Below are 18309 nucleotides of genomic sequence, written 5' to 3'. Positions count from 1 at the left end.
GGCAAGGGCAAGGGCAAGGGCCGGCGCTCAGCKCGGCGCGGCTTGCGCGGGCGGCTCTGCTTCGATCTCCGCGGTCGCCCGCGCGAGGATGGCGGCGATACGCCGCTGCTCGGCCGGGCTGGCTTCCGTGCGCAGCAGCAAGGCACGCTTGAGCGCCAGCCGCGCCTGCACGAACTCGGGCAGCCAGCCGCCGCGGGTGTCGGCATCGTCTTCGGCAACGCCCGCCTCGGCGTTGTCGCCCGACAAGGCGCGCCGCACCCATTCCATCTTGCGCGCCACGTGCTTGAGCTTGTTGAGCATGAGCGCGAGCCGCTCGCGGTTGGCGTCGAGGTGCGAACGGCCCGGTTCGGCCAGCTGGTAGCGCTTCTTGTTGCCCTCGCTGTCCACGGTGGCGTAGCCCACCTCCTCCAGGAAGGTCAGGGCCGGATACACCATGCCGGGGCTGGGCTTGTAGAAACCATTGGTGCGGGTCTCGAGCGCCTTGATCAGCTCGTAGCCGTGSSWSGGCTTTTCYTCSAGCAGCGACAGCAGCATCAGTTGGAGGTCGTCGGAGCTGAACTTGCGGCCGCGGCGCCAGCTGTCGCCGTCGCCGTCGAAGCCGTCCCCGCCGCCGCCGAAGAAGCCGCCGGGTCCGCCGCCATGGCGGTGGCGCCCGATGGCCTGATGCGGGTGGGACGAAAAGTGAGAAGAAAGGTGGGCAAGCATGTGGTGACCCATCCTGCCCATCATGAGGGGGTGACGCATGGCGAGTGCTCCTGACTATCTAAAAACATATCTTAAGATATATATCGTAAGTAATAAAGTCAAGGCCGGAGAGAACGGAAGCCGTCAGCCAGGCGCGTGGCCGGGTGCGCACGGCATGTTGTGCAGCACAAACCGCGGTAAATCACGAAAACATTCAATTGCCCTGCCCCGGCCCATGATCGAACATGAAAGACGCCTCCCGGCTCTAAGCAGGCACGGCGCGTAGCGCGTCGTGCGCCGCAACGCGCCGCCCACCCGAGGAACACGCCATGGAATTGCACCTGGATGCCGCAAGCCTGCGGCCGCCCCCCGCGGGCGCGGCGCATGCGCAGAAGCACGCCGTGTATCGGGCCAGCGGACCCGGCGCGCGCCGGCGAGGCAAGGACGAGGCGGGCTATGCGGGCCCGCTCAAGCAATCCACGGGCGTGACGCCGGCCACGATGGCCCCGATGCCCCCGCCGGGCCGCGGCCACACCCTGCCCTAGTCGTTATCCGGGCCGGAGCGCATGCCGGCAGCGCAGCGCCGGGCCTTCCGGCAAGCCTTCGCGCGAGCGAGGAAGCCAAAGCCAGCCGTTGCCGTCGCCATCCATGCACTCTTCGTCCTTCCGTACCCGCATATACCGGCTGCCGGCMATGCTGGCGGTCCTGGCGTTGCTGGCCATGTCGGGCGTATCGCGCGATGTGCCGGCCCAGACGGCGGAGCCGGTCCAGCCCAGCGCAGCGGCACCGCTGGCGCCCGCGCAACCCGCGCAACCCGCGCAACCGGCGCAACCGGCCCAACCTGCCCAAGCTACACAGCCCGGCACGCCCGCTGCCCCGGTGGCAGGCCCCCCACCAGTTGTCGGKCGCCCGCGCATCTGCCTGGTGCTGTCGGGCGGCGGGGCGCGCGGCGCCGCGCATATCGGCGTACTCAAGGTGCTGGATGAGCTGCGCGTGCCGATAGACTGTATCGCCGGCACCAGCATGGGCTCGCTGGTGGGCGGGGCCTATGCCACGGGCATGGCGCCGGACGAGATGGCGCAACTGGTCGGCGGCCTTTCCACCGAGAAGCTGTTCAAGGAGCGCCCGCCACGCCAGGACCTGGCGATCCGCCGCAAGATAGACGACCACACCAACCTGGTCACGCCCGAGATCGGCGTCAGCGGCAAGGGCCTGCTGCTGCCCAAAGGACTGGTGTCGGGTGTCCAGCTCGAAACCGTGCTGCGCACGCTGGCGCGGACGCCCGGCTATCGCGATTTCGACTCGCTCCCCATTCCGTACCGCGCGGTGGCCACTGACCTCGTCGCCGGCACCGCGGTGGTGTTCAGCCAGGGCGAACTTGCCAACGTGATGCGCGCCAGCATGTCGGTGCCMGGCGCGGTGGCGCCGGTCGAATACGAGGGGCGGCTGCTGGTGGACGGCGGCCTGACCGATAACCTGCCCGTCGACGTGGCGCACCGCATGGGGGCGGACATCGTCATCGCGGTCAATCTCGGCACCACCCTGATGAAGCGCGAAGACCTGACCTCGGTGATCGGCGTGACCAGCCAGATGCTCAATATCCTCAGCGAGCAGAACGTGCGCGCCTCGCTGGCGCAGCTCAAGCCGCAGGACATCCTGATCCAGCCGGAGCTGGGCGATTTCTCCGCGGGCGACTTCGACAACTTGCTCAAGACCATCCCCATCGGCGAGGCGGCGGCGCGCAAGGTGGCGGACCGCCTTTCGGCACTGGCCTTGCCACCGCAGGCGTATGCCGCGCTGCGTGTGCGCCAGCGATCCCTCGCGCCGCCCGACTCCCGCGGCGTCGACGAAATCCGCTTCGCGCCGATGAAGCGCGTCAACCCGGACTTCGCTGCCGCCACCATGGAGACCAAGCCTGGCCAGCCGATCCAGCAGGACCAGCTCGACCAGGACATGCGGCGCCTGTTCGGCACCGGCGACTTCGAGCACGTCAACTACCGCTTTCTCGAAGAGCCCGGCAAGCGTGTGCTGGCGGTGGATGCCGTCGAGAAATCCTACGGCCCCAACTACCTGCGCTTCGGACTTGGCCTGAACTCGGATTTCCGCGGCGATGCCTTCTTCAACGTACTGGCCAGCTACCGCCGCACCTGGCTCAATTCGCTCGGCGCGGAATGGCGAACCGATCTCCAGGCAGGGCAGACCAGCAGCCTCGTCAGCGAGTTCTACCAGCCGCTCGACGTGCACCAGTACTTCTTCGTCGCCCCGCGCATCGAACTGGAGCGCCGGCCGGTGAATATCTACAGCGGCGGCAACCGCGTTGCCATCTACGACCTCCGGCGCATGGACGCCGCGCTCGACGTGGGCAGCCAGTTCACCAAGTACGGCGAGGCGCGCCTGGGTGTCCTCACCGGACATGAAAACGCCTCGCTCAGCACCGGCCCGGCCCTGCTGAGCCCGGGACCGGGCAGCTTCGGCCGGGGCGCCATCACCGGGCGGCTGCTGTTCGACCAGCTCGACAGCGTGAACTTTCCCCGTTTCGGCTATGGCGGCGCCCTGCGCGTCTACGCGTCGCAGCACGCACTCGGCGCCGACCAGGCCTATGTCAAGGCGGATACCGACGGCACCTTTGCGTGGTCGTACGGCGAGCATACGATCAACGTGGGTTTCAAGGCGGGCAGCAATATTGGTGGCAATCCGCTGCCGCGCTACGACCTGTTCCAGTGGGGCGGCTTCCTGAAGCAATCGGGCTATAGCACGGGTGAACTGATCGGCAGCAACCTGGAGTTCGCGCGCCTCGTCTACTACAACAAGTTCGTCAAGCAGACCCTGCTGGAGGGCGTATATGCCGGCATGTCGCTCGAAGCCGGGCGCATGGGCGGGCCGCTGGTGGCGGGCAGCCCGACCGGGCTGCTCAAGTCAGGCTCGCTGTTCCTGGCGCTGGATAGCCCGGTCGGCCCGTTCTACCTTGCCTACGGGCGGGCCCCGGGCGGGCGCTACAGCTTCTACCTGTTCCTGGGCAAGCCTTGAGGGGATGCATGCGCCTGAACGGCCAGGGAGGCCAGCACATCGAGGCCCGCACCGTACGAGCCGGAAACCCGGCCAAAGAAAAGCCCCTGGCCGGGGTGGTCAAGGGCTGAAGGACTAAAGAGGCGGGTCGCGGGGCACGCCTCAGCGCMGGATCATAGAGAGTCCGGCAGGCGGCGCCATCACCTGATCGGGTGACACATGCACGCGCCTCTGGCTTTTCAGCGCTTTTTTTGCATTTTTGGCGTTTCCTGCTGCGCAAAAACTACACTGGCGGCCGCAATCTACTCGCCCTTGCCTTCTGCCCGCGCGCCAGCCGGCACGATGCGCGGCTTGCTGATCGGCGCGGTCAGGCCTGCCGTGCAGTAGTCCACCAGCTCGGCCACCGGCGGCAGCCCGCGCGGCCCGCGCGCGCGCCGGCACCACTGCGCCAGCGAATACACCGCGCTGTTGTTGAACCAKACCTGCCGCAGGTGCAGCACCTTGCGCGGCATCGCGGGCAGCGCGGCGGCGATCATCCTGCGCGCGCGCAACACGCCGGTCATGGCGTCCGGATCGATCAGGTCGGCATTGACCAGGCTGGGACTGAACGTGGCTTGCGCCAGCACCTGCACGTAGCGTGCGCCCCAGGGGGTATCGCGGATGGTATCGGCAAGCGCACTGATCGACGCTTCCACGATGGCGCGCACATCCCCCGCCAGGCCGGCGGCCTCGACCTCGTCCAGGTAGCGGTTGCGCACCTTGTTGACATGCGTGAGCCGAAAATTCAGCAACTGGCTGACCAGCGCCTCGCGCGAACCGAAGTGATAGTGCAGCGCTGAACGGTTGCGCTGCCCCGCCTCCACCACGATCTGGCGCAGCGGCACCAGCTCGACCCCGTGCTCGGCGAACAGGCGTTCCGCGATCTCCAGCATGCGCCGTGCCGTCTCGTTCTCCAGCGGGCCGGCGGCGGCCTGCGCCCCTTCGGCCGACTTGCGCGGCAGCGGCTTGTCGAGGACGGCGCTGTCGGCGAGTATGGTGGCGAGAGAACGATTGCGTGTACGGGTCATAGGCTCGAAGGATGCCGGCAATGTAATGCATCGGATTATGGGTCTAACGCCATGGTCCCGGCAAGCAAGGGGAAACCGCCGGCAAGCCTTGCTGGTGCAGCGGGCCGCCCCGACCCATCCTCAGGCAGCACATCCATGTAACTTCTACGCCTTCCCTGGCGGCGCGGCCTGCCCGGAGAGCCGCGGCATTGGTACCATCTCGTGGCGTCCTCGCTGGTTCTCGGCGGGGTGGCGCCGGTCACCCCCGCCAATCCAGTTCCGGGCAGGGAATCCTCGGATCATGACAATGGCATCATGATCCTGTTCAACTCAATGGAGAGCTCAATGACAAACGCAGACACCCCCGCTATCGACTGGGACCGGCTGGGGTTCGAGTACATCAAGACCGACCTCCGGTACCGCGCCCACTGGAAGGACGGCGCCTGGCACGAAGAAGGATTGGTCGCGGACAACGTCCTTCATGTCAGCGAGGGCTCGACCGCGCTCCACTACGGGCAGCAATGCTTCGAAGGGCTGAAGGCCTATCGCACGGAAGACGGCTCGATCAACCTGTTCCGCCCCGACCAGAACGCCCTGCGCATGCAGCGCAGTTGCGACCGCCTGCTCATGCCGAACGTGCCGACCGACATGTTCATCAACGCTTGCAAGGCAGTCGTGTCGGCCAACGCCCGCTTCATTCCCCCCTACGGCACCGGCGGCGCGCTCTACCTGCGCCCGTTCGTGATCGGCGTCGGCGACAGCATCGGGGTTCGCACCGCGCCCGAATTCATCTTCTCTATCTTCTGCGTCCCGGTCGGCCCTTACTACAGAGGCGGCCTGAAGGCGCAGATCTTTTCCGTCTCCGACTATGACCGCGCCGCGCCGCACGGCACCGGCGCTGCCAAGGTGGGTGGAAACTACGCGGCCAGCCTGCTGCCCGGCACGCAAGCCAAACAGGCCGGGTTCGCCGACTGCATCTACCTGGACCCCAGGACACGTACCAAGATCGAGGAAGTCGGGACGGCKAACTTCTTCGCGATCACGAAGGATGGCCGCTTCGTCACGCCCCACTCCCCGTCGATTCTCCCCGGCATCACGCGCCTTTCCCTGCTGCATCTGGCGCATGCGTACATTGGCATGCCCGCGGTGGAAGCCGATGTGCTGATCGACCGGCTGGACGAACTGGAGGAAGCCGGGGCGTGTGGTACCGCCGCGGTGATCACGCCCATCCGGGCAATCTCGTACGGGGGGAAACTCCATGTCTTCCACGAAGAGCATGAAACCGGGCCGATCACGCAACGGCTGTTCGATACGCTGACCGGAATCCAGACCGGCCGCATCGAGGCGCCCGAGGGCTGGATCGTCAAGGCCTAGGCATCACCCCTTTCAAGGTGATCAAACGACACGTCCGGCCTTGAGGACGCGCATGGTCGAGACATGACATCGCGCCCCGCAGCCGGCAACGTAGCCTTTCTTCCTGGAGGCTTTGGGTCCGCGCGGATGCTTGCGCGGCGCGCGGGGTCAACGTGAATCGCCATTTTTCTCAGGGCCCGGCCAAGCTGGCCGGGCGTGAGTCGACCATAGCCATCTTGTTGGCAAGTGCTACGGTGACCACGTTCGGCCATCGTCGTTTCTGTTTTTGCTCGACCCACGTCCGGCATGCTCTGCCAGGGCGCAGATTCTCGATCTGGAAAACAAATAGTTTGACCTGAACAATCGATTTCACAACTCAGTCTCGGAATCGTAGAGTGCATGCAAGACCGATCCACCACGAGTTCCCTTCATGCTTTTTGCCCCCCTGAGCCGACGCCTTGGCGTTGCGCTTCTGCTCTCTCTGTCAGGCTTCCCGCTTGCCTCCACCGCCTCTGATGCCGATCCCTATCCCCAGCGCGCGGTCAGGATCGTCGTACCGTTCGGCGCGGGCGGTACTACCGATATCGCGGCACGAGCGCTGGCCTCCAAGCTCCAGGCTCGCCTGGGCCAACCCGTGATTGTCGAGAACCGTGCCGGTGCGGCGACGGCGATTGGCAGCGAATTCGTCGCCAAGGCTGCCCCGGATGGGCTGACGTTGCTGTATTCGGGTTCGACCACTTTCTCCGTGCTGCCAGCGCTGCGGCAGGACCTGCCGCTGAATCCCGACACCACCTGGGCGCCGATCGGCATGGTGGCGCAGACCGCCGTGGTGGTATCAACGCGCGCCACCGGCAAGATCCATAGCTTCGCAGATATCGCCAGGCAGGCCAATGCAGGAGGCGCCGGCGTGACCTACGGCACCTTCGGTCCCGGCTCCGCACCCCACCTGGTTGGCGCGATGATCGCCCGCAGCATCAAGGCAGACATGACGGCGGTGCCGTACAAGGGCAGCGCGCAGGTCTTCACCGATGTCATCGGCGGGCAGATCGACCTGAGTATCGATCCGGTGGCGGTCGTGCAGGGGAATATCAAGGCCGGCAAGCTGCGTCCGCTGGCGATCAGTTCGGCCACGCGTTCACCCTTGCTACCCAACGTGCCGACATTCGCCGAGGTGGGCGTCGCCGGTGGCGAGGCCTCGTTCTGGTATGGACTGGTCGCCCCCAAGGGCACCCCGGCGCCGATCGTGKACCGGCTGCAGGCGGAACTGCGTGCGATCGTGCACGACGCCGGGTATCGCGAAGTCCTGGCCAAGCAGGGCCTGGAAACGCTGTTTGGCGGCGCGGAGGAGTTCCGGCGCAGGACGCGCGTCGAGATCACGCAGTTCCGCCAGTTGGCGCGGGATGCAAACATCCGCATGGAGTGACGCTATGCTGGCTAAATCGACCATGCGCGCTGCTCCCGACCATGCGACGGAAGATGTGCGCGCCGTACAGACCGCGCGCGCGAGCTGGAGCGAGTTTCTCGCGCTGCTGAGGCTGCCGAACGTGACGGCCGACGCCGCGGACGTATGCAAGACGGCCGACTGGCTGTCGCAGGCATTCGCGCGCCGCGGCTTCGCGGTGACGTCGCTGCCAAACGGCGAACGTCCCATGCTGCTGGCCGGGCGCCGCTGCCCGGATCCGGCAGCGCCGACCATCCTCTGCTACATGCATATGGATGCGCAGCCCGTGGCCAACCAGCCATGGAGCCAGCCCAGCCCGTGGCAGCCAACGCTGCGCCCCTCCAGGTCGATGCCGGATGGCGCATACGTCGATCCTGCCGATGCGCTTGCCGGCGACACGATCGATCGCGATGCGCGGCTCGTGGCACGCGCGGTGGCGGATGACAAAGGGCCCATCATGATGCTGCTGGCCGCGCTGGACAGCCTGGCCGAAGAGGCACGCGGCACGTCGGTGCATCTCAAGGTGCTGCTCGACAGCGAAGAAGAGATCGGCGCGCCCAACCTCGGGACGGTGGTGTCGGCCAATCGCGAGGCCCTGAAGGCTGACGCGATGCTGGTACTCGACGGCTCGATGCACGCCAGCAATCGCCCCACCATGATCCTCGGCAATCGCGGCGCGTTCATGACCACGCTGACCGTATTCGGCCCCCGCCGCGACCTGCATAGCGGCCAGTTCGGCAACTACGCGGCGAACCCCGTGTTCCGACTGGCAATGTTGCTGGCATCGATGAAGGACGACGATGGCAGGGTGCGGGTGGACGGGTTCTACGACGGCATTGCGTTGACCGATGCCGACCGCCGCCAGTTCGAAGCCGTGCCGGACGACGACGGTGTCTTGCGCGCGCGTGCCGGTATCGCGCAGCCGGAACGCGTGGGCGGGACCTACCAGGAAGCGCTGCAGTACCCGACGCTCAACGTGGTGGGCGTCGCCGCCGCTCAGGTCGGCGCGGCGGCGCGCACCATCATTCCCGCGCAAGCCACGGCATCGTTCGATGTCCGCACTGTGCCGGAGACAGACCCGGAAAGGCTGTTCGGACTGCTGCGCGCGCACGTCCTGGCGCAAGGCTTCCACCTCATCGAGGGCGAGCCCACCGAGGACGATCGCCGCCTGTACCCGAAGCTGGCGCGCCTGGTGCAGCCACGCTTCAACGGCATGGCCCATGCGGTGCGTACCCCGGCCGACGAGCCCGTGTGCCGCTGGGTGGAAGGCGCACTGGTCGCGGCGCATGGCGAAGCGCCGGTCTGCATCCGCATGATGGGCGGCTCGGTTCCCACCGGCATCGCGGTGCGCGAACTCGGCATCCCGTGCGTGCTGTTGCCGCTGGTCAACGCCGACAACAACCAGCACAGCCACGACGAGAACCTGCGCCTGGGCAACTACATCGACGGCATCCGCACGCTGCGTCAATTGCTGACCCGTCCGTTCTAGCGCTTGCGCGTCTGCGGCGCCGCTTCGGGCGGATGGCCCCGGATAAAGTCGAACAGCGCGGCCGCCGCCGTGGAGAAATTGCGCGGCTCGCGCGTGACCAGGTAGATGTCCCGCGTCAGGCTGCGGTCCAGCGGAATCGCAACCTGATCACGCAGAGCCAGTGCCTGCAACGCCAGGTTGGGAGCGACGCTGATGCCCACGCCAGCGCGCACCATGCCCAGCATCGTATGCAGGTGCTCGACTTCGTGCACGACATTCAGCTGCGCGGGCGCGATCCTGGCGGCGAGCCGCGCCGTGGCGACGCTGCCACGCGGTGCGGCAATGAAKGGATAGGGCAGCAGGTCGTTTGGCTTGAGCGTGCGGCGCGTGGCGAGGGGATGTCCCTTGGGGCAGATCACCGAGAAGCGGTCCGCGTGGAAATGCGCGAGCCGCATGCCGGGCAACATGGACTCCGCCGGTGTCGCGATGGCGAAGTCCGCGTCGCCGTCGCGCGCGGCGGCGATCGCTTCGCGCGAGAACTCGTCCCGCAGCACCACGCTGATGTTCGGGTGCAGGCGCGCGAATGACTGCAGGATGTCCGGAAACCAGCCGCCGGCAAGGCTCGGTATCACGGCAACCGTGGTCCGTCCGCGCTTGAGCGAAGCATGGTCGCGCACGCTGCCGACCGCATCGTTGATCTCCGCCAGCAGCCGGGCCGCGTGTTCGGCAAAGAGCTTGCCTTCCGGTGTCAGCGCGATGGTACGCGTGGAGCGGTCGAACAGCTTCGCACCGACGTGGTTTTCCAGGGCCGCGATCAGGGCGCTGAAGGCCGGCTGCGAGAGCGCCAGCACACTGGCGGCGCGCGTGAAGTTGCGCGCTTCCATCAAGGCCAGGAAGGCGCGCAGGTCGCGCGTGGAGATGTCCATATTGGGGGTCGGTAAGCAAAGTCCTGTGTCGCGTTCAGCGCTGGGCTGCCGTCACGGCGGACAGGGGACGAGATGCCCTGGTCGCCGCTGAAGCGCGCCTCATGCAACAGCGGTGCAGGCACTATAGCGGATGCCAAATAATGGCTATCGTACAGCATGGAATACGCCGCAACGCGGCKATGGCGACATGCTGTTTCCCTGCGCCCGGCACCGGCCACGCCGTATTGCCTCCGCGGCGATGCGCCCGGACGAACKGCAAGCCAGCGCTATCCGTTCGATCCCGGGCGTACCTGCGTTGCGGCACTCAGAAGATCGTGCGGATACCCAGCGAAATCCCCATCTGGCCGCTCGCGCCMGGCGTCTTGTAATAKGTCTGCGAGGTGGCCGGCAGGTAGCCCACCGACTGGCCGTTCGGCAGGTAGGCGATGTTGTCCCAGTTCAGCGAGGCATTGCGCGCATAGATGACGGCGGCGTAGAAATCAGTGCGCTTCGAGAGGTTGTAGTCGGCCATGGCGAGATACTGCTGCGGATTGGCCGGATTGACCTTCACGCCGCCGATGGTAGCGTGCTTGATGTCGTCGTAGTAGTAGGCCAGTGTCAGCCGCAGCGCGGCGGTGGCCTCCCAGTTCAGGCCCAGCCAGTACATGTCGTCGCGGTGCGGCAGCAGCGTGAAGCCGCCCGTGCCTGGCGCCACCGAGTTGCCCCAGCGATAGCCGCCCGTCAGCTTGACCTTGCCGATCTGGTAGCTGGCGCCGACGGCGGCGCGCATGTCGCGGCCGTACTCGCTGGCCCCGGAGGCGCCGCTGGCTTGCGCCTGGTTGAGCGTCTTGACTTCATCGTAGGCCACGCCCAGCGCGAAGGCTTCGGCCGAATAGGACAGCCCGATGCCATATGCCGAGCCCGCCGTGGCCGAGCCCGCGCGCTCGCCGAAGGACCAGTGCGTATTGAGCGCCACCGGGCCGAACTGGCCTTGGTACTGCACCATATTGCTCTCGCGGAAATTCGGCCCCGCGAAGCCAACCACCGGCTCGAACTCCGGCGCGTACGCGGCGGGCATGAAGTTGGCCATCGTCAGGAAGGACGAAGTGTACTGGCGCCCGAAGCTGACGCGGCCATAGGCGTTCTTGAGTCCGACATAGGCCTGGCGACCGAACATCAGCCCGCCGCCGAGCTGCCCGTTGTCGGTATTGAACTGGTTCTCCAGCACAAACAGGCTCTGCAGGCCGCCACCMAGGTCTTCCACGCCGCGCAGGCCGAAACGCGATTGCGCGATGCCGGCCGAACTCATCAACACCTGCGAGCCGCTGCCGGGTGCCAGCACGCCGCCGCTCACATTCTGCGCATGATTCACGTATTGCAGGCCCGCGGTCACCACGCCATACAGCGTCACCGACGACTGCGCATAAGCTCCCTGCGCCAGCAGGCCGGCGCAGGCCGCACCGGACAATATCTTCTTCTTCATCATTGCTACCCCGTTCTGCTTCGTGAATGAAATCCTGGCCGGCCCGCGGGCTGTTCCTGCCAGGCAGGTTGCGATTAATCTCTCGCATTAGTTGTAATACCCGAGATTAAACTCGGCAGAACGGGTTCGGACATCTGGGGATTACCCCAGCCTCGTCCCTGAGCAGGGCCGGTACCCGGCGCCGCCTGCCGAGGACAGGGCCCAACCGGCGCACGCCGGCTTCCACTAGGGATAATTCCCGAGATTAATCTCTGAGATTATTGCTATGCTCATCGGCAACGACACACAGAGAACAGGAGGCAGGAGACATGCAGGACATCAAGAACCGGGCAGACGCCCTGATCACCGGCACGGGCTGCGAGGCCATCGCCGACGGCGTATGGCTGCTGCACGGGCAGGGCCAGTCTTTTGTTGCCGATATCGGGGGCGCGCTGCTGCTGGTGGACGCGGGGCCCGGCGGCAAGGTCACGCGCGGCATGATCTCGGCGCTGCGCGAGCACACCGCCCTGCCCCTGGCCGCCATCTGCTTCAGCCATGGGCACCTCGGCTACAACGCCGGCCTGTCCGAATGGCTGGCTCACGCGGCGCAGCGCGCGGACCCGCCGCCGCGCGTGATCGCGCATGCCAATGTGCCGGCGCGCCGCGCGCGCTACCTGGAGACCATGGGCTTGCAGGAACGCATGGCGGAGATCCAGTTTCGCCACCCGGCGGGCGCGCTGGCCGGGCGCCTGGTCAGCCCCGCGCCAGGCGAGACCTTTACCGATTCTCTCGTGCTCGGCAGCGGCCCGCGGCGCGTGGAGATCCTGTGGGCGCCGTCGGAAACCGACGACGCGGTTGCTGTCTGGCTGCCGGAGCAGCGGCTGCTGTACGGTGGCCCCGCCGTGATCGACTCCATCCCGAATATCGGCACGCCATTGCGCACCCTGCGCGATACCGTGCGCTGGGCCGACACGCTGGAGCGGCTGGCCGCGCTGGCGCCGCGCACGGTGATCCGCGAGTTCGGCGCCGCGCTCGAAGGCGAGGCACAGTGCCGGCAGGTGCTGACACAGACGGCGCGCGCGCTACGCTGGCTGCGTGCCGAGGTGGTCAGGTTGATGAATGAGGGCTGCGGGGAGCGCGAAGTCCTCGCCAGGCTCGAGCTGCCGCCCGAACTGTTCGAGCAGCCGTGGATGCGCCCCGCCTACGGCGACCCGAGCTATATCGCGCGCGACATCTATCGCTCCGAGAACGGCTGGTGGGACCGCAATCCGACCTCGCTGCACCCGTGCGCGCCCGACCGCGCCGCCGCGGAGATCGCCGCCGCCGTGACGGATCATGATGCGCTGATCCGACATGCCGAGTCGCTGGCCGCGCGCGGCGAGACCCAGCTGGCGCTGCACGTGATCGACGTGCTGGCCACCGCCGACGGCGACTCGCCCACGCTGGCGCGTGCCCGCGCATGCAAGGCTGCCCTGCTGCGCCAGCGCGCCTCGCAGGTGCGCAGCTACGTGTCGCGCAGCCTCTATACGGCCGCTGCCGGCGCGATCGAACAAGGTGGCCGCAACGCCCTGGGCATCCGCTGATGCCCGCCGCCGCCTCGGACACCACCGCAATGGAGACAGACATGCKAAACCCCGACCGACGCCGGACACTACGCCACGCCGGCTGCCTTGCCGTGGCGATCCTGGCCGCCGCCGGTAGCCTGGCCCCGCTCCAGGCGGCCCGTGCGCAAGCCCCCTGGCCCGCGCACCCGATCCGCCTGGTGGTGCCCTCCTCCGCCGGCAGCGGCACCGACCTGTTMGCCCGCCTGCTGGCCGAGCGCCTGGGCAAGGCGCTCGGCCAGACCGTMGTGGTGGACAACAAGGCMGGCGCCACCGGCATGATCGGCAACGACACGGTGGCCAAGGCCAGGCCGGATGGCTACACGCTGCTGTTTACCTTTGCGGCCTCCGTGGTCATCAACCAGACCTTGCAGCCGAAGTTGCCCTACGACGCGCTGCGCGATCTCGTGCCGGTGGCCCAGGTCGGCGCCGGCGGCAATTTCCTGGTGGTGTCGCCGGACTTCCCCGCGCGCGACCTGAAAGAGTTCGTCACCTATATGAAAGCCCACCCGGACGCCTATGACTACGCGTCCTGGGGCGTGGGATCGGGCGGCCACCTGACCATGGAATCGCTCAAGATGCAGACCGGCATCAAGCTGCGCCACGTGCCCTACAAGACCGTGCCGCAGATCCTGAACGACCTGCAGGGCGGCATCATCAAGGTGGCCTTCGTCGACTCGTCCTCGCCGCTGCAACTGATCCGCGCCGGCAAGATCCGGCCGCTGGCCCTCAGCGGCACCCACCGCGGGCCCGCGCTGCCCGGGCTGGCCACCATGACCGAGCAGGGCGTGCCGTTCGATACGGATAGCTGGTACGGCATGTTCGCGCCGGCCGGCACCCCGGCGCCGATCGTGCAGCGGCTCAATGCGGAAGTGAACCGCATGCTCGGCGACCCGGCCATGCGCGAGCGCTTCCGCCAGCTGAACCTGGCGCAGATGCCGGCCAAGAGCAGCGAGCAGTTCGCGCAGACCGTGCGCAGCGACATCCAGGCCTGGGGCGAAGTGATCCGCGTCAACCGGATCAGCGCYGAGTAGGCGCTGGCGGACTGAGGCCGCCGCACCGGCTGCCGCGCTAGACGCGGAAGTCCGCCGCCATGTCGGCGTCGGTGCGCGCCTCCAGCCGGCCGGAGCGGCATGCGTTGACGAAGATCTCGAAGTCGCGCTCGACCTGGTCGGCGTAGGCGTTGGAATAGGCCACCAGGGCATCGGCCATGGCGTCGCTGCTGCCGAGGTAGCCGCTGATCTCKATCGCACTGCCGCTGGCCTTGGCGTGGGCGCGCGCCAGCACCCACCCGCACAGCGCCGCATAACCTCCCAGCGTGTCGACATCCATCAGCTCTATCTCCGGCGACAGCTTCATGTCGCGCAGCTGGCGCAGGTAGAAATGGCGGCCGAACGGACCGTCGTTCCAGCCCAGGAAGACATCGCTGGCGGCCTGCATCAGCCTTTGTCCCTCCACCACGCGCCGGCCCTCGTGCGCGACCGGCGCCGACTTGAAGAAGCGCGCCACCACCGACTGCGTGGCCTGCTTGCTCTGCAGGAACAGCGGCTTGCCGTGGTTGTCGATCATCAGCACGACCAGGCAGCGCGTGCCGACGCTGCCCACCCCGACCACCTTGAAAGCCACGTCGTGCCGGGTGAAATGGCTAAGCAGCTGGCGCCGGTCCGGCGACAGCGTGGACATGTACGCATCGAAGGCTTTGTCCATGGCCTTGTTGACATCGGTGACCTTCATCCAGTTGTCCTCGGGCGAGAACAGCGTGTTCTTGCCCTGGACATGGAATACCGCGGGCGGCGCGTCGCGAATGATCCAGCGCTCCCCCACGCGCTCGGCCAGCTTGGACAGCAGCGCTTCGCTGGTGCGCTCGGCGGCGCGTTCCATGCCGCGCTCCAGGCGCTTGCGTACCTGCGGCGCCTGCGTCTGCGCCATCAGCCGCTCGAAGGTGATGCACTCATACCAGGTGTCCAGGATGCCCATGCCGGCATACTCGGCCATGTGCTCCTGGTAGCTGCGGACCGCGCGGTAGACCAGCTCTTCGGCCACGCCCCGCTTGTGGCGCAGATGCCTGGCCGCCACCACGAAACTGCCGGCGAGCCGCTTCAGGTCCCATTCCCACGGGCCGGGACTGGTCTCGTCGAAATCGTTGAGGTCGAACATCAGCGACCGCTCCGGGCTGGCGAAACCGCCGAAGTTGGCCAGGTGGCAGTCGCCGCAGATCTGGATCGTCAGGCCCGAATTGGGCGTGCCCGCCAGGTCGTGCGCCTGCAGGATGGCGCTGCCGCGGTAGAACGCGAACGGCGATTCGATCATGCGCCCGTAGCGCAGCGGCACCAGCCGCTCGACGCGGCCTGCGCTGTTGATCTCCAGCAGTTCCACGGGATCCCGGTCCACGTTGCCGATCGCGGCGTGGGAGCGCCGCGGCACGTGCTTGCGGGTAATCCTGCCGCTTTCGCGGCGGCCATCGGACTCGGCAGGTGTTTCCACGTTCGGCTCCGCTGCGCCCTGCGGCGGGCGCCCACGCCTCAGGACTTGGGCGAACTGACGGTGATCGAGACGATCTGGCGATAGACGATCTTGGCGAGCCGGCCCGCCTGGATCTTGCTAAGGTCGATGTTGGGATCGCGCACGGCCACGGTACGCAGTGTCTCTTGCGGACCGCGGAACGTGATGGTGCGGTTCTTGGCATCGACCTTGGTGACCTGCGCAGTGACCGTGGTGGTGATCTCGCGCGCGAAGCCGGGCTTGTCGCCTTCGCCGGCGCGCGCGGTACGCTCCACCGTTTCCGTCATCGGGGTGTCCTTGCTGTCGATCGGCTCAAGCCCCGTCACCAACACGGCCTGCCGCGCCAGCGTGACGATATCGCCCTTGCGGACCTGCTTGAAGTTCTTGACTTCGTCCCCGCCGATCAGTTCGACCACGTTGCCGCGCGGACCCTGCACCAGCACCGCCTTGGTATCCGGATCGATGGCGACGATGCKCCCCGATATCACGGCCTCCTCGGCAATGCCCACGGCCTTCGGCGGCGCAGCGTGAACCGCGGATGCGAACGCCATGGCGGCGCCGAAGCCGAGCGCGGAGAGGGAATGGGAGAACAGGCGGCGTGTTGGCATGGGTTTTCCTGGTCTTGTTTCTGAAGGTCTGCGAAAGGAGGATATGCAACGCCGGCGGCACGCAAGACTTGGCTGGGGCTTTGGCGGCGCATCAGCTTCAACATAGCGCGCAATGCGGGCCCACGGCATGCCGCTTGAAAGATTTCATATCGGGCACCGAGAAAATAAAGTGACGGGGAAACGGTATCGCCGCGCTAGTCGGCCATGCTCCGCCGCCCGCCCACGAACCAGTTGTAGTAAGGGTTGCCCGGGTCCGCGCGCATGACTTCGCGGATATCCTGCAGCCACTGCTCGCGGTCGCCCCGGTAGGCATTGAGGCCCGCGCCATAGAAGGTCATGAGATTCTGCCGCTCGGTCGCGATGGCGCGGCGCAGGCCGTCGTCCGCGCCGCGCAGCGGCGGCTCCGTACGCAGCGCCAGCAGATGCTCCAGCACCAGCGGGAAGTCCGTGCGCCGCACCCACGGCGCGTATTCGATACGCGGGCGGTCGTCGGTCACCGGGCGGGCGTCGCCCGCGTATTGCTCCAGCCCCTCGCGGCCGGTCACCCAGGTGGCCAGCAGCGCCGCTGGCGAGGCGATGCCCACCGCGCGCAGCGCGGCGCCCACGTCGGGCTGCGCGAAGCGCGCKGCGATGCGCGCGGCATCCAGCTCGATGGGCGCGGGCGATCCCACCAGCATCATCTCGTGCAACTCGGTGGTCCACAGCGTGGCGTAGGGAAAGGCATCGAGGAAGCTGCGCACCAGGGCCCGGGTGTCTTCGTCGTTCTGCGTGGGCAACGGCAGCCACTGGGCGACCAGGCCGGCKGGCTGCAGCCGCGCGGCGGCAAGCCGGTAGAAATCCGTCGAATAGAGGTTGACCACGCCGGCGGCCGACGGCGGCGGCGGCTCCAGCGTGATGAGGTCGTAGCGTTGCTGGCTTTGCAGCAGTTCGCGCCGGCCGTCGCGCAAGCGGATMTGCACGCGCGCATCGGCGCTGACGCCGTAGTTGCCGGCGAACTGCGGCACCGCGCGCGCCACCGCCGGCAGCAGTTCGGCCACCACGCGCTGCTCCAGGCCGGGATAGGCCAGCATGGCACCGGCCGTGATGCCGGTGCCCAGGCCGATCACCAGCGCCGAGCGYGGCGTCTCGCGGTGGATAAGCAGCGGCAGCAGCGTCTGCAGCCGCATATAGCGCAGCGAGGTCATGGTGTCGCCGGAATTGGACACGCCCTGGATATACAGCCGCTTGAAGCGCTTCTGCCCGAAGGCTTGTTCCACCACGGCCACGGTGGCGCCGCGGCTTTCCTCGTAGAACACCAGCTCGCCKCCKCGCGCGCGGGTCAGCAGCACGGCCAGCCGGTCGGGCGGCGCCAGCAGCGCGACGCCCAACGCCAGCACGGCCAGCAGCGCGCCGMCCCAGCGCGCCGGCCTGCCCACGCCCTGCCCCATCAGCACGGCCGCCAGCGCCACCGCGCACGCCGACACGGCCAGCGCCGCCAGCGCGTGCACCAGCCCCAGCGCCGGTACCAGCACGAAACCCGCGATGGCACTGCCGGCGATGCCGCCCACGGTGTTGAGGGCGACCACCGCGCCCACATCCCGCCCCATCCGGCTGCTGTCCACGGCGATGCGCAGCATCAGCGGAAAGGCCGCGCCGAGCAGCAGCGTCGGCACGAACACCACGCTTAGCGCCGCCACCGCGAAGCGCGCGCACATGGCGACAAKCTGGCTGCCGCCCGCCGCCACCATCCATGCCGACGCCAGCGCCTGCCAGCGCAGCAGCCAGTCGCCCAGCCACACGATCTCCAGCAGCGCCGCCAGACCGGCACCGGCGATCAGCAAGGCGAACAGGCCCCATGGATCGCGCACGCGGTCGGCGCGGCGCGCCATCAGCGCGCTGCCGGCGACCAGGCCGCACAGGTAGGTGGCCAGCACCACGCTGAAGGCAAAACTGCGGGTGCTGATGAATTGCACGATGGCCTGCGACCACACCACCTCGTAGCCCAGCGCGATGCCGCCGGCAATGGCGTAGAGGCCCAGCGCCAGGCGCCGCCCGGGCACGGGCGGCACCGCCGCCGGCGCGGGCAGGCCCGGCGCCTGCGGCGCACGGTAGCGCCGCGCMAGCACCAGCGCCGCGCAGCCGGCCACGCCGTTGAGCGCCGCCGCCGCGCAGGCGCTGCCGAGCACGCCCAGCCACGGCACCAGCGCAAAGCCCGCCAGCAAGGTGCCGGCGATGGCGCCGGCGGTATTGGCCG

14 protein-coding genes are annotated in these 18309 nt (G+C 67.8%); 7 read left to right on the top strand and 7 right to left on the bottom strand.

Annotated elements, in window-relative coordinates:
* Positions 1 to 27: 27 nt before the first annotated feature.
* Positions 28 to 744: a PadR family transcriptional regulator gene (locus AC1DKV_RS32370; protein WP_477138924.1), complete on the bottom strand. Its 717-nt coding sequence runs from the start codon at positions 742 to 744 to the stop codon at positions 28 to 30.
* A gap of 269 nt (positions 745 to 1013) precedes the next feature.
* Here AC1DKV_RS32370 and AC1DKV_RS32365 point away from each other — a divergent pair, with 269 nt between their 5' ends.
* Entirely contained in the window at positions 1014 to 1229 is a 216-nt protein-coding gene (locus AC1DKV_RS32365) for a hypothetical protein (protein WP_441617073.1), read from the top strand.
* A 175-nt stretch (positions 1230 to 1404) separates the two neighbouring features.
* Positions 1405 to 3711 carry a patatin-like phospholipase family protein gene (locus tag AC1DKV_RS32360; RefSeq protein ID WP_441617116.1) on the top strand — a complete coding sequence of 769 codons (2307 nt, stop codon included), beginning with the start codon at positions 1405 to 1407 and terminating at the stop codon, positions 3709 to 3711.
* A gap of 281 nt (positions 3712 to 3992) precedes the next feature.
* Here AC1DKV_RS32360 and AC1DKV_RS32355 read toward each other — a convergent pair whose 3' ends face one another.
* A complete protein-coding gene (locus AC1DKV_RS32355; protein ID WP_441617075.1) occupies positions 3993 to 4757 on the bottom strand; it encodes a TetR/AcrR family transcriptional regulator in 765 nt (254 codons plus the stop codon).
* 324 nt (positions 4758 to 5081) lie between these two features.
* Between AC1DKV_RS32355 and AC1DKV_RS32350 the strand changes: the two genes are divergently transcribed.
* The 3 genes from AC1DKV_RS32350 (at position 5082) to AC1DKV_RS32340 (ending at position 9019) form a co-directional block, all read left to right on the top strand.
* On the top strand, positions 5082 to 6110 hold the full coding sequence (locus AC1DKV_RS32350) for a branched-chain amino acid aminotransferase (RefSeq protein ID WP_441617077.1): 1029 nt from the start codon (positions 5082 to 5084) through the stop codon (positions 6108 to 6110).
* Between the two features lie 409 nt (positions 6111 to 6519).
* A complete protein-coding gene (locus tag AC1DKV_RS32345) occupies positions 6520 to 7512 on the top strand; it encodes a Bug family tripartite tricarboxylate transporter substrate binding protein (protein ID WP_477138923.1) in 993 nt (330 codons plus the stop codon).
* 4 nt (positions 7513 to 7516) lie between these two features.
* Entirely contained in the window at positions 7517 to 9019 is a 1503-nt protein-coding gene (locus AC1DKV_RS32340; RefSeq protein WP_441617081.1) for a M20/M25/M40 family metallo-hydrolase, read from the top strand.
* On the opposite strand, the gene AC1DKV_RS32335 is transcribed toward AC1DKV_RS32340, so the two are convergent.
* On the bottom strand, positions 9016 to 9924 hold the full coding sequence (locus tag AC1DKV_RS32335) for a LysR family transcriptional regulator (protein WP_441617083.1): 909 nt from the start codon (positions 9922 to 9924) through the stop codon (positions 9016 to 9018). The genes AC1DKV_RS32340 and AC1DKV_RS32335 overlap by 4 nt on opposite strands.
* Positions 9925 to 10228: 304 nt before the next feature.
* Positions 10229 to 11386 (bottom strand): porin, encoded by a 1158-nt coding sequence (locus tag AC1DKV_RS32330; RefSeq protein ID WP_477115795.1) that lies wholly within the window; start codon positions 11384 to 11386, stop codon positions 10229 to 10231.
* 308 nt (positions 11387 to 11694) lie between these two features.
* Here AC1DKV_RS32330 and AC1DKV_RS32325 point away from each other — a divergent pair, with 308 nt between their 5' ends.
* Both AC1DKV_RS32325 and AC1DKV_RS32320 read left to right on the top strand, forming a co-directional pair.
* Positions 11695 to 12948 (top strand): alkyl sulfatase dimerization domain-containing protein, encoded by a 1254-nt coding sequence (locus AC1DKV_RS32325; RefSeq protein WP_441617087.1) that lies wholly within the window; start codon positions 11695 to 11697, stop codon positions 12946 to 12948.
* Between the two features lie 41 nt (positions 12949 to 12989).
* Positions 12990 to 14000: a Bug family tripartite tricarboxylate transporter substrate binding protein gene (locus AC1DKV_RS32320; protein WP_477138922.1), complete on the top strand. Its 1011-nt coding sequence runs from the start codon at positions 12990 to 12992 to the stop codon at positions 13998 to 14000.
* A 37-nt stretch (positions 14001 to 14037) separates the two neighbouring features.
* On the opposite strand, the gene AC1DKV_RS32315 is transcribed toward AC1DKV_RS32320, so the two are convergent.
* The 3 genes from AC1DKV_RS32315 to AC1DKV_RS32305 all read right to left on the bottom strand — a co-directional run.
* The gene (locus tag AC1DKV_RS32315) at positions 14038 to 15450 is read right to left on the bottom strand and encodes a DUF2252 domain-containing protein (RefSeq protein ID WP_441617092.1); all 1413 of its coding nucleotides are present in this window, start codon (positions 15448 to 15450) and stop codon (positions 14038 to 14040) included.
* A gap of 38 nt (positions 15451 to 15488) precedes the next feature.
* On the bottom strand, positions 15489 to 16076 hold the full coding sequence (locus tag AC1DKV_RS32310) for a hypothetical protein (protein ID WP_477138921.1): 588 nt from the start codon (positions 16074 to 16076) through the stop codon (positions 15489 to 15491).
* Positions 16077 to 16270: 194 nt separating this feature from the next.
* A partial coding sequence (locus AC1DKV_RS32305) for a spermidine synthase (protein ID WP_477138920.1) occupies positions 16271 to 18309 on the bottom strand: 2039 nt, incomplete at its 5' end.

Source organism: Cupriavidus sp. 05T41 (assembly GCF_056396525.1).
The sequence above is the reverse complement of the archived record's forward strand: the minus strand, read 5'-3'. Positions and strand labels throughout refer to the sequence as shown.

What these genes read in the sequence shown, in the direction of transcription:
- AC1DKV_RS32365 (WP_441617073.1), top strand. Translation starts at nt 1,014, where the DNA reads ATGGAATTGCACCTGGATGCCGCAAGCCTGCGGCCGCCCCCCGCGGGC.
- AC1DKV_RS32325 (WP_441617087.1), top strand. Translation starts at nt 11,695, where the DNA reads ATGCAGGACATCAAGAACCGGGCAGACGCCCTGATCACCGGCACGGGC.
- AC1DKV_RS32340 (WP_441617081.1), top strand. Translation starts at nt 7,517, where the DNA reads ATGCTGGCTAAATCGACCATGCGCGCTGCTCCCGACCATGCGACGGAA.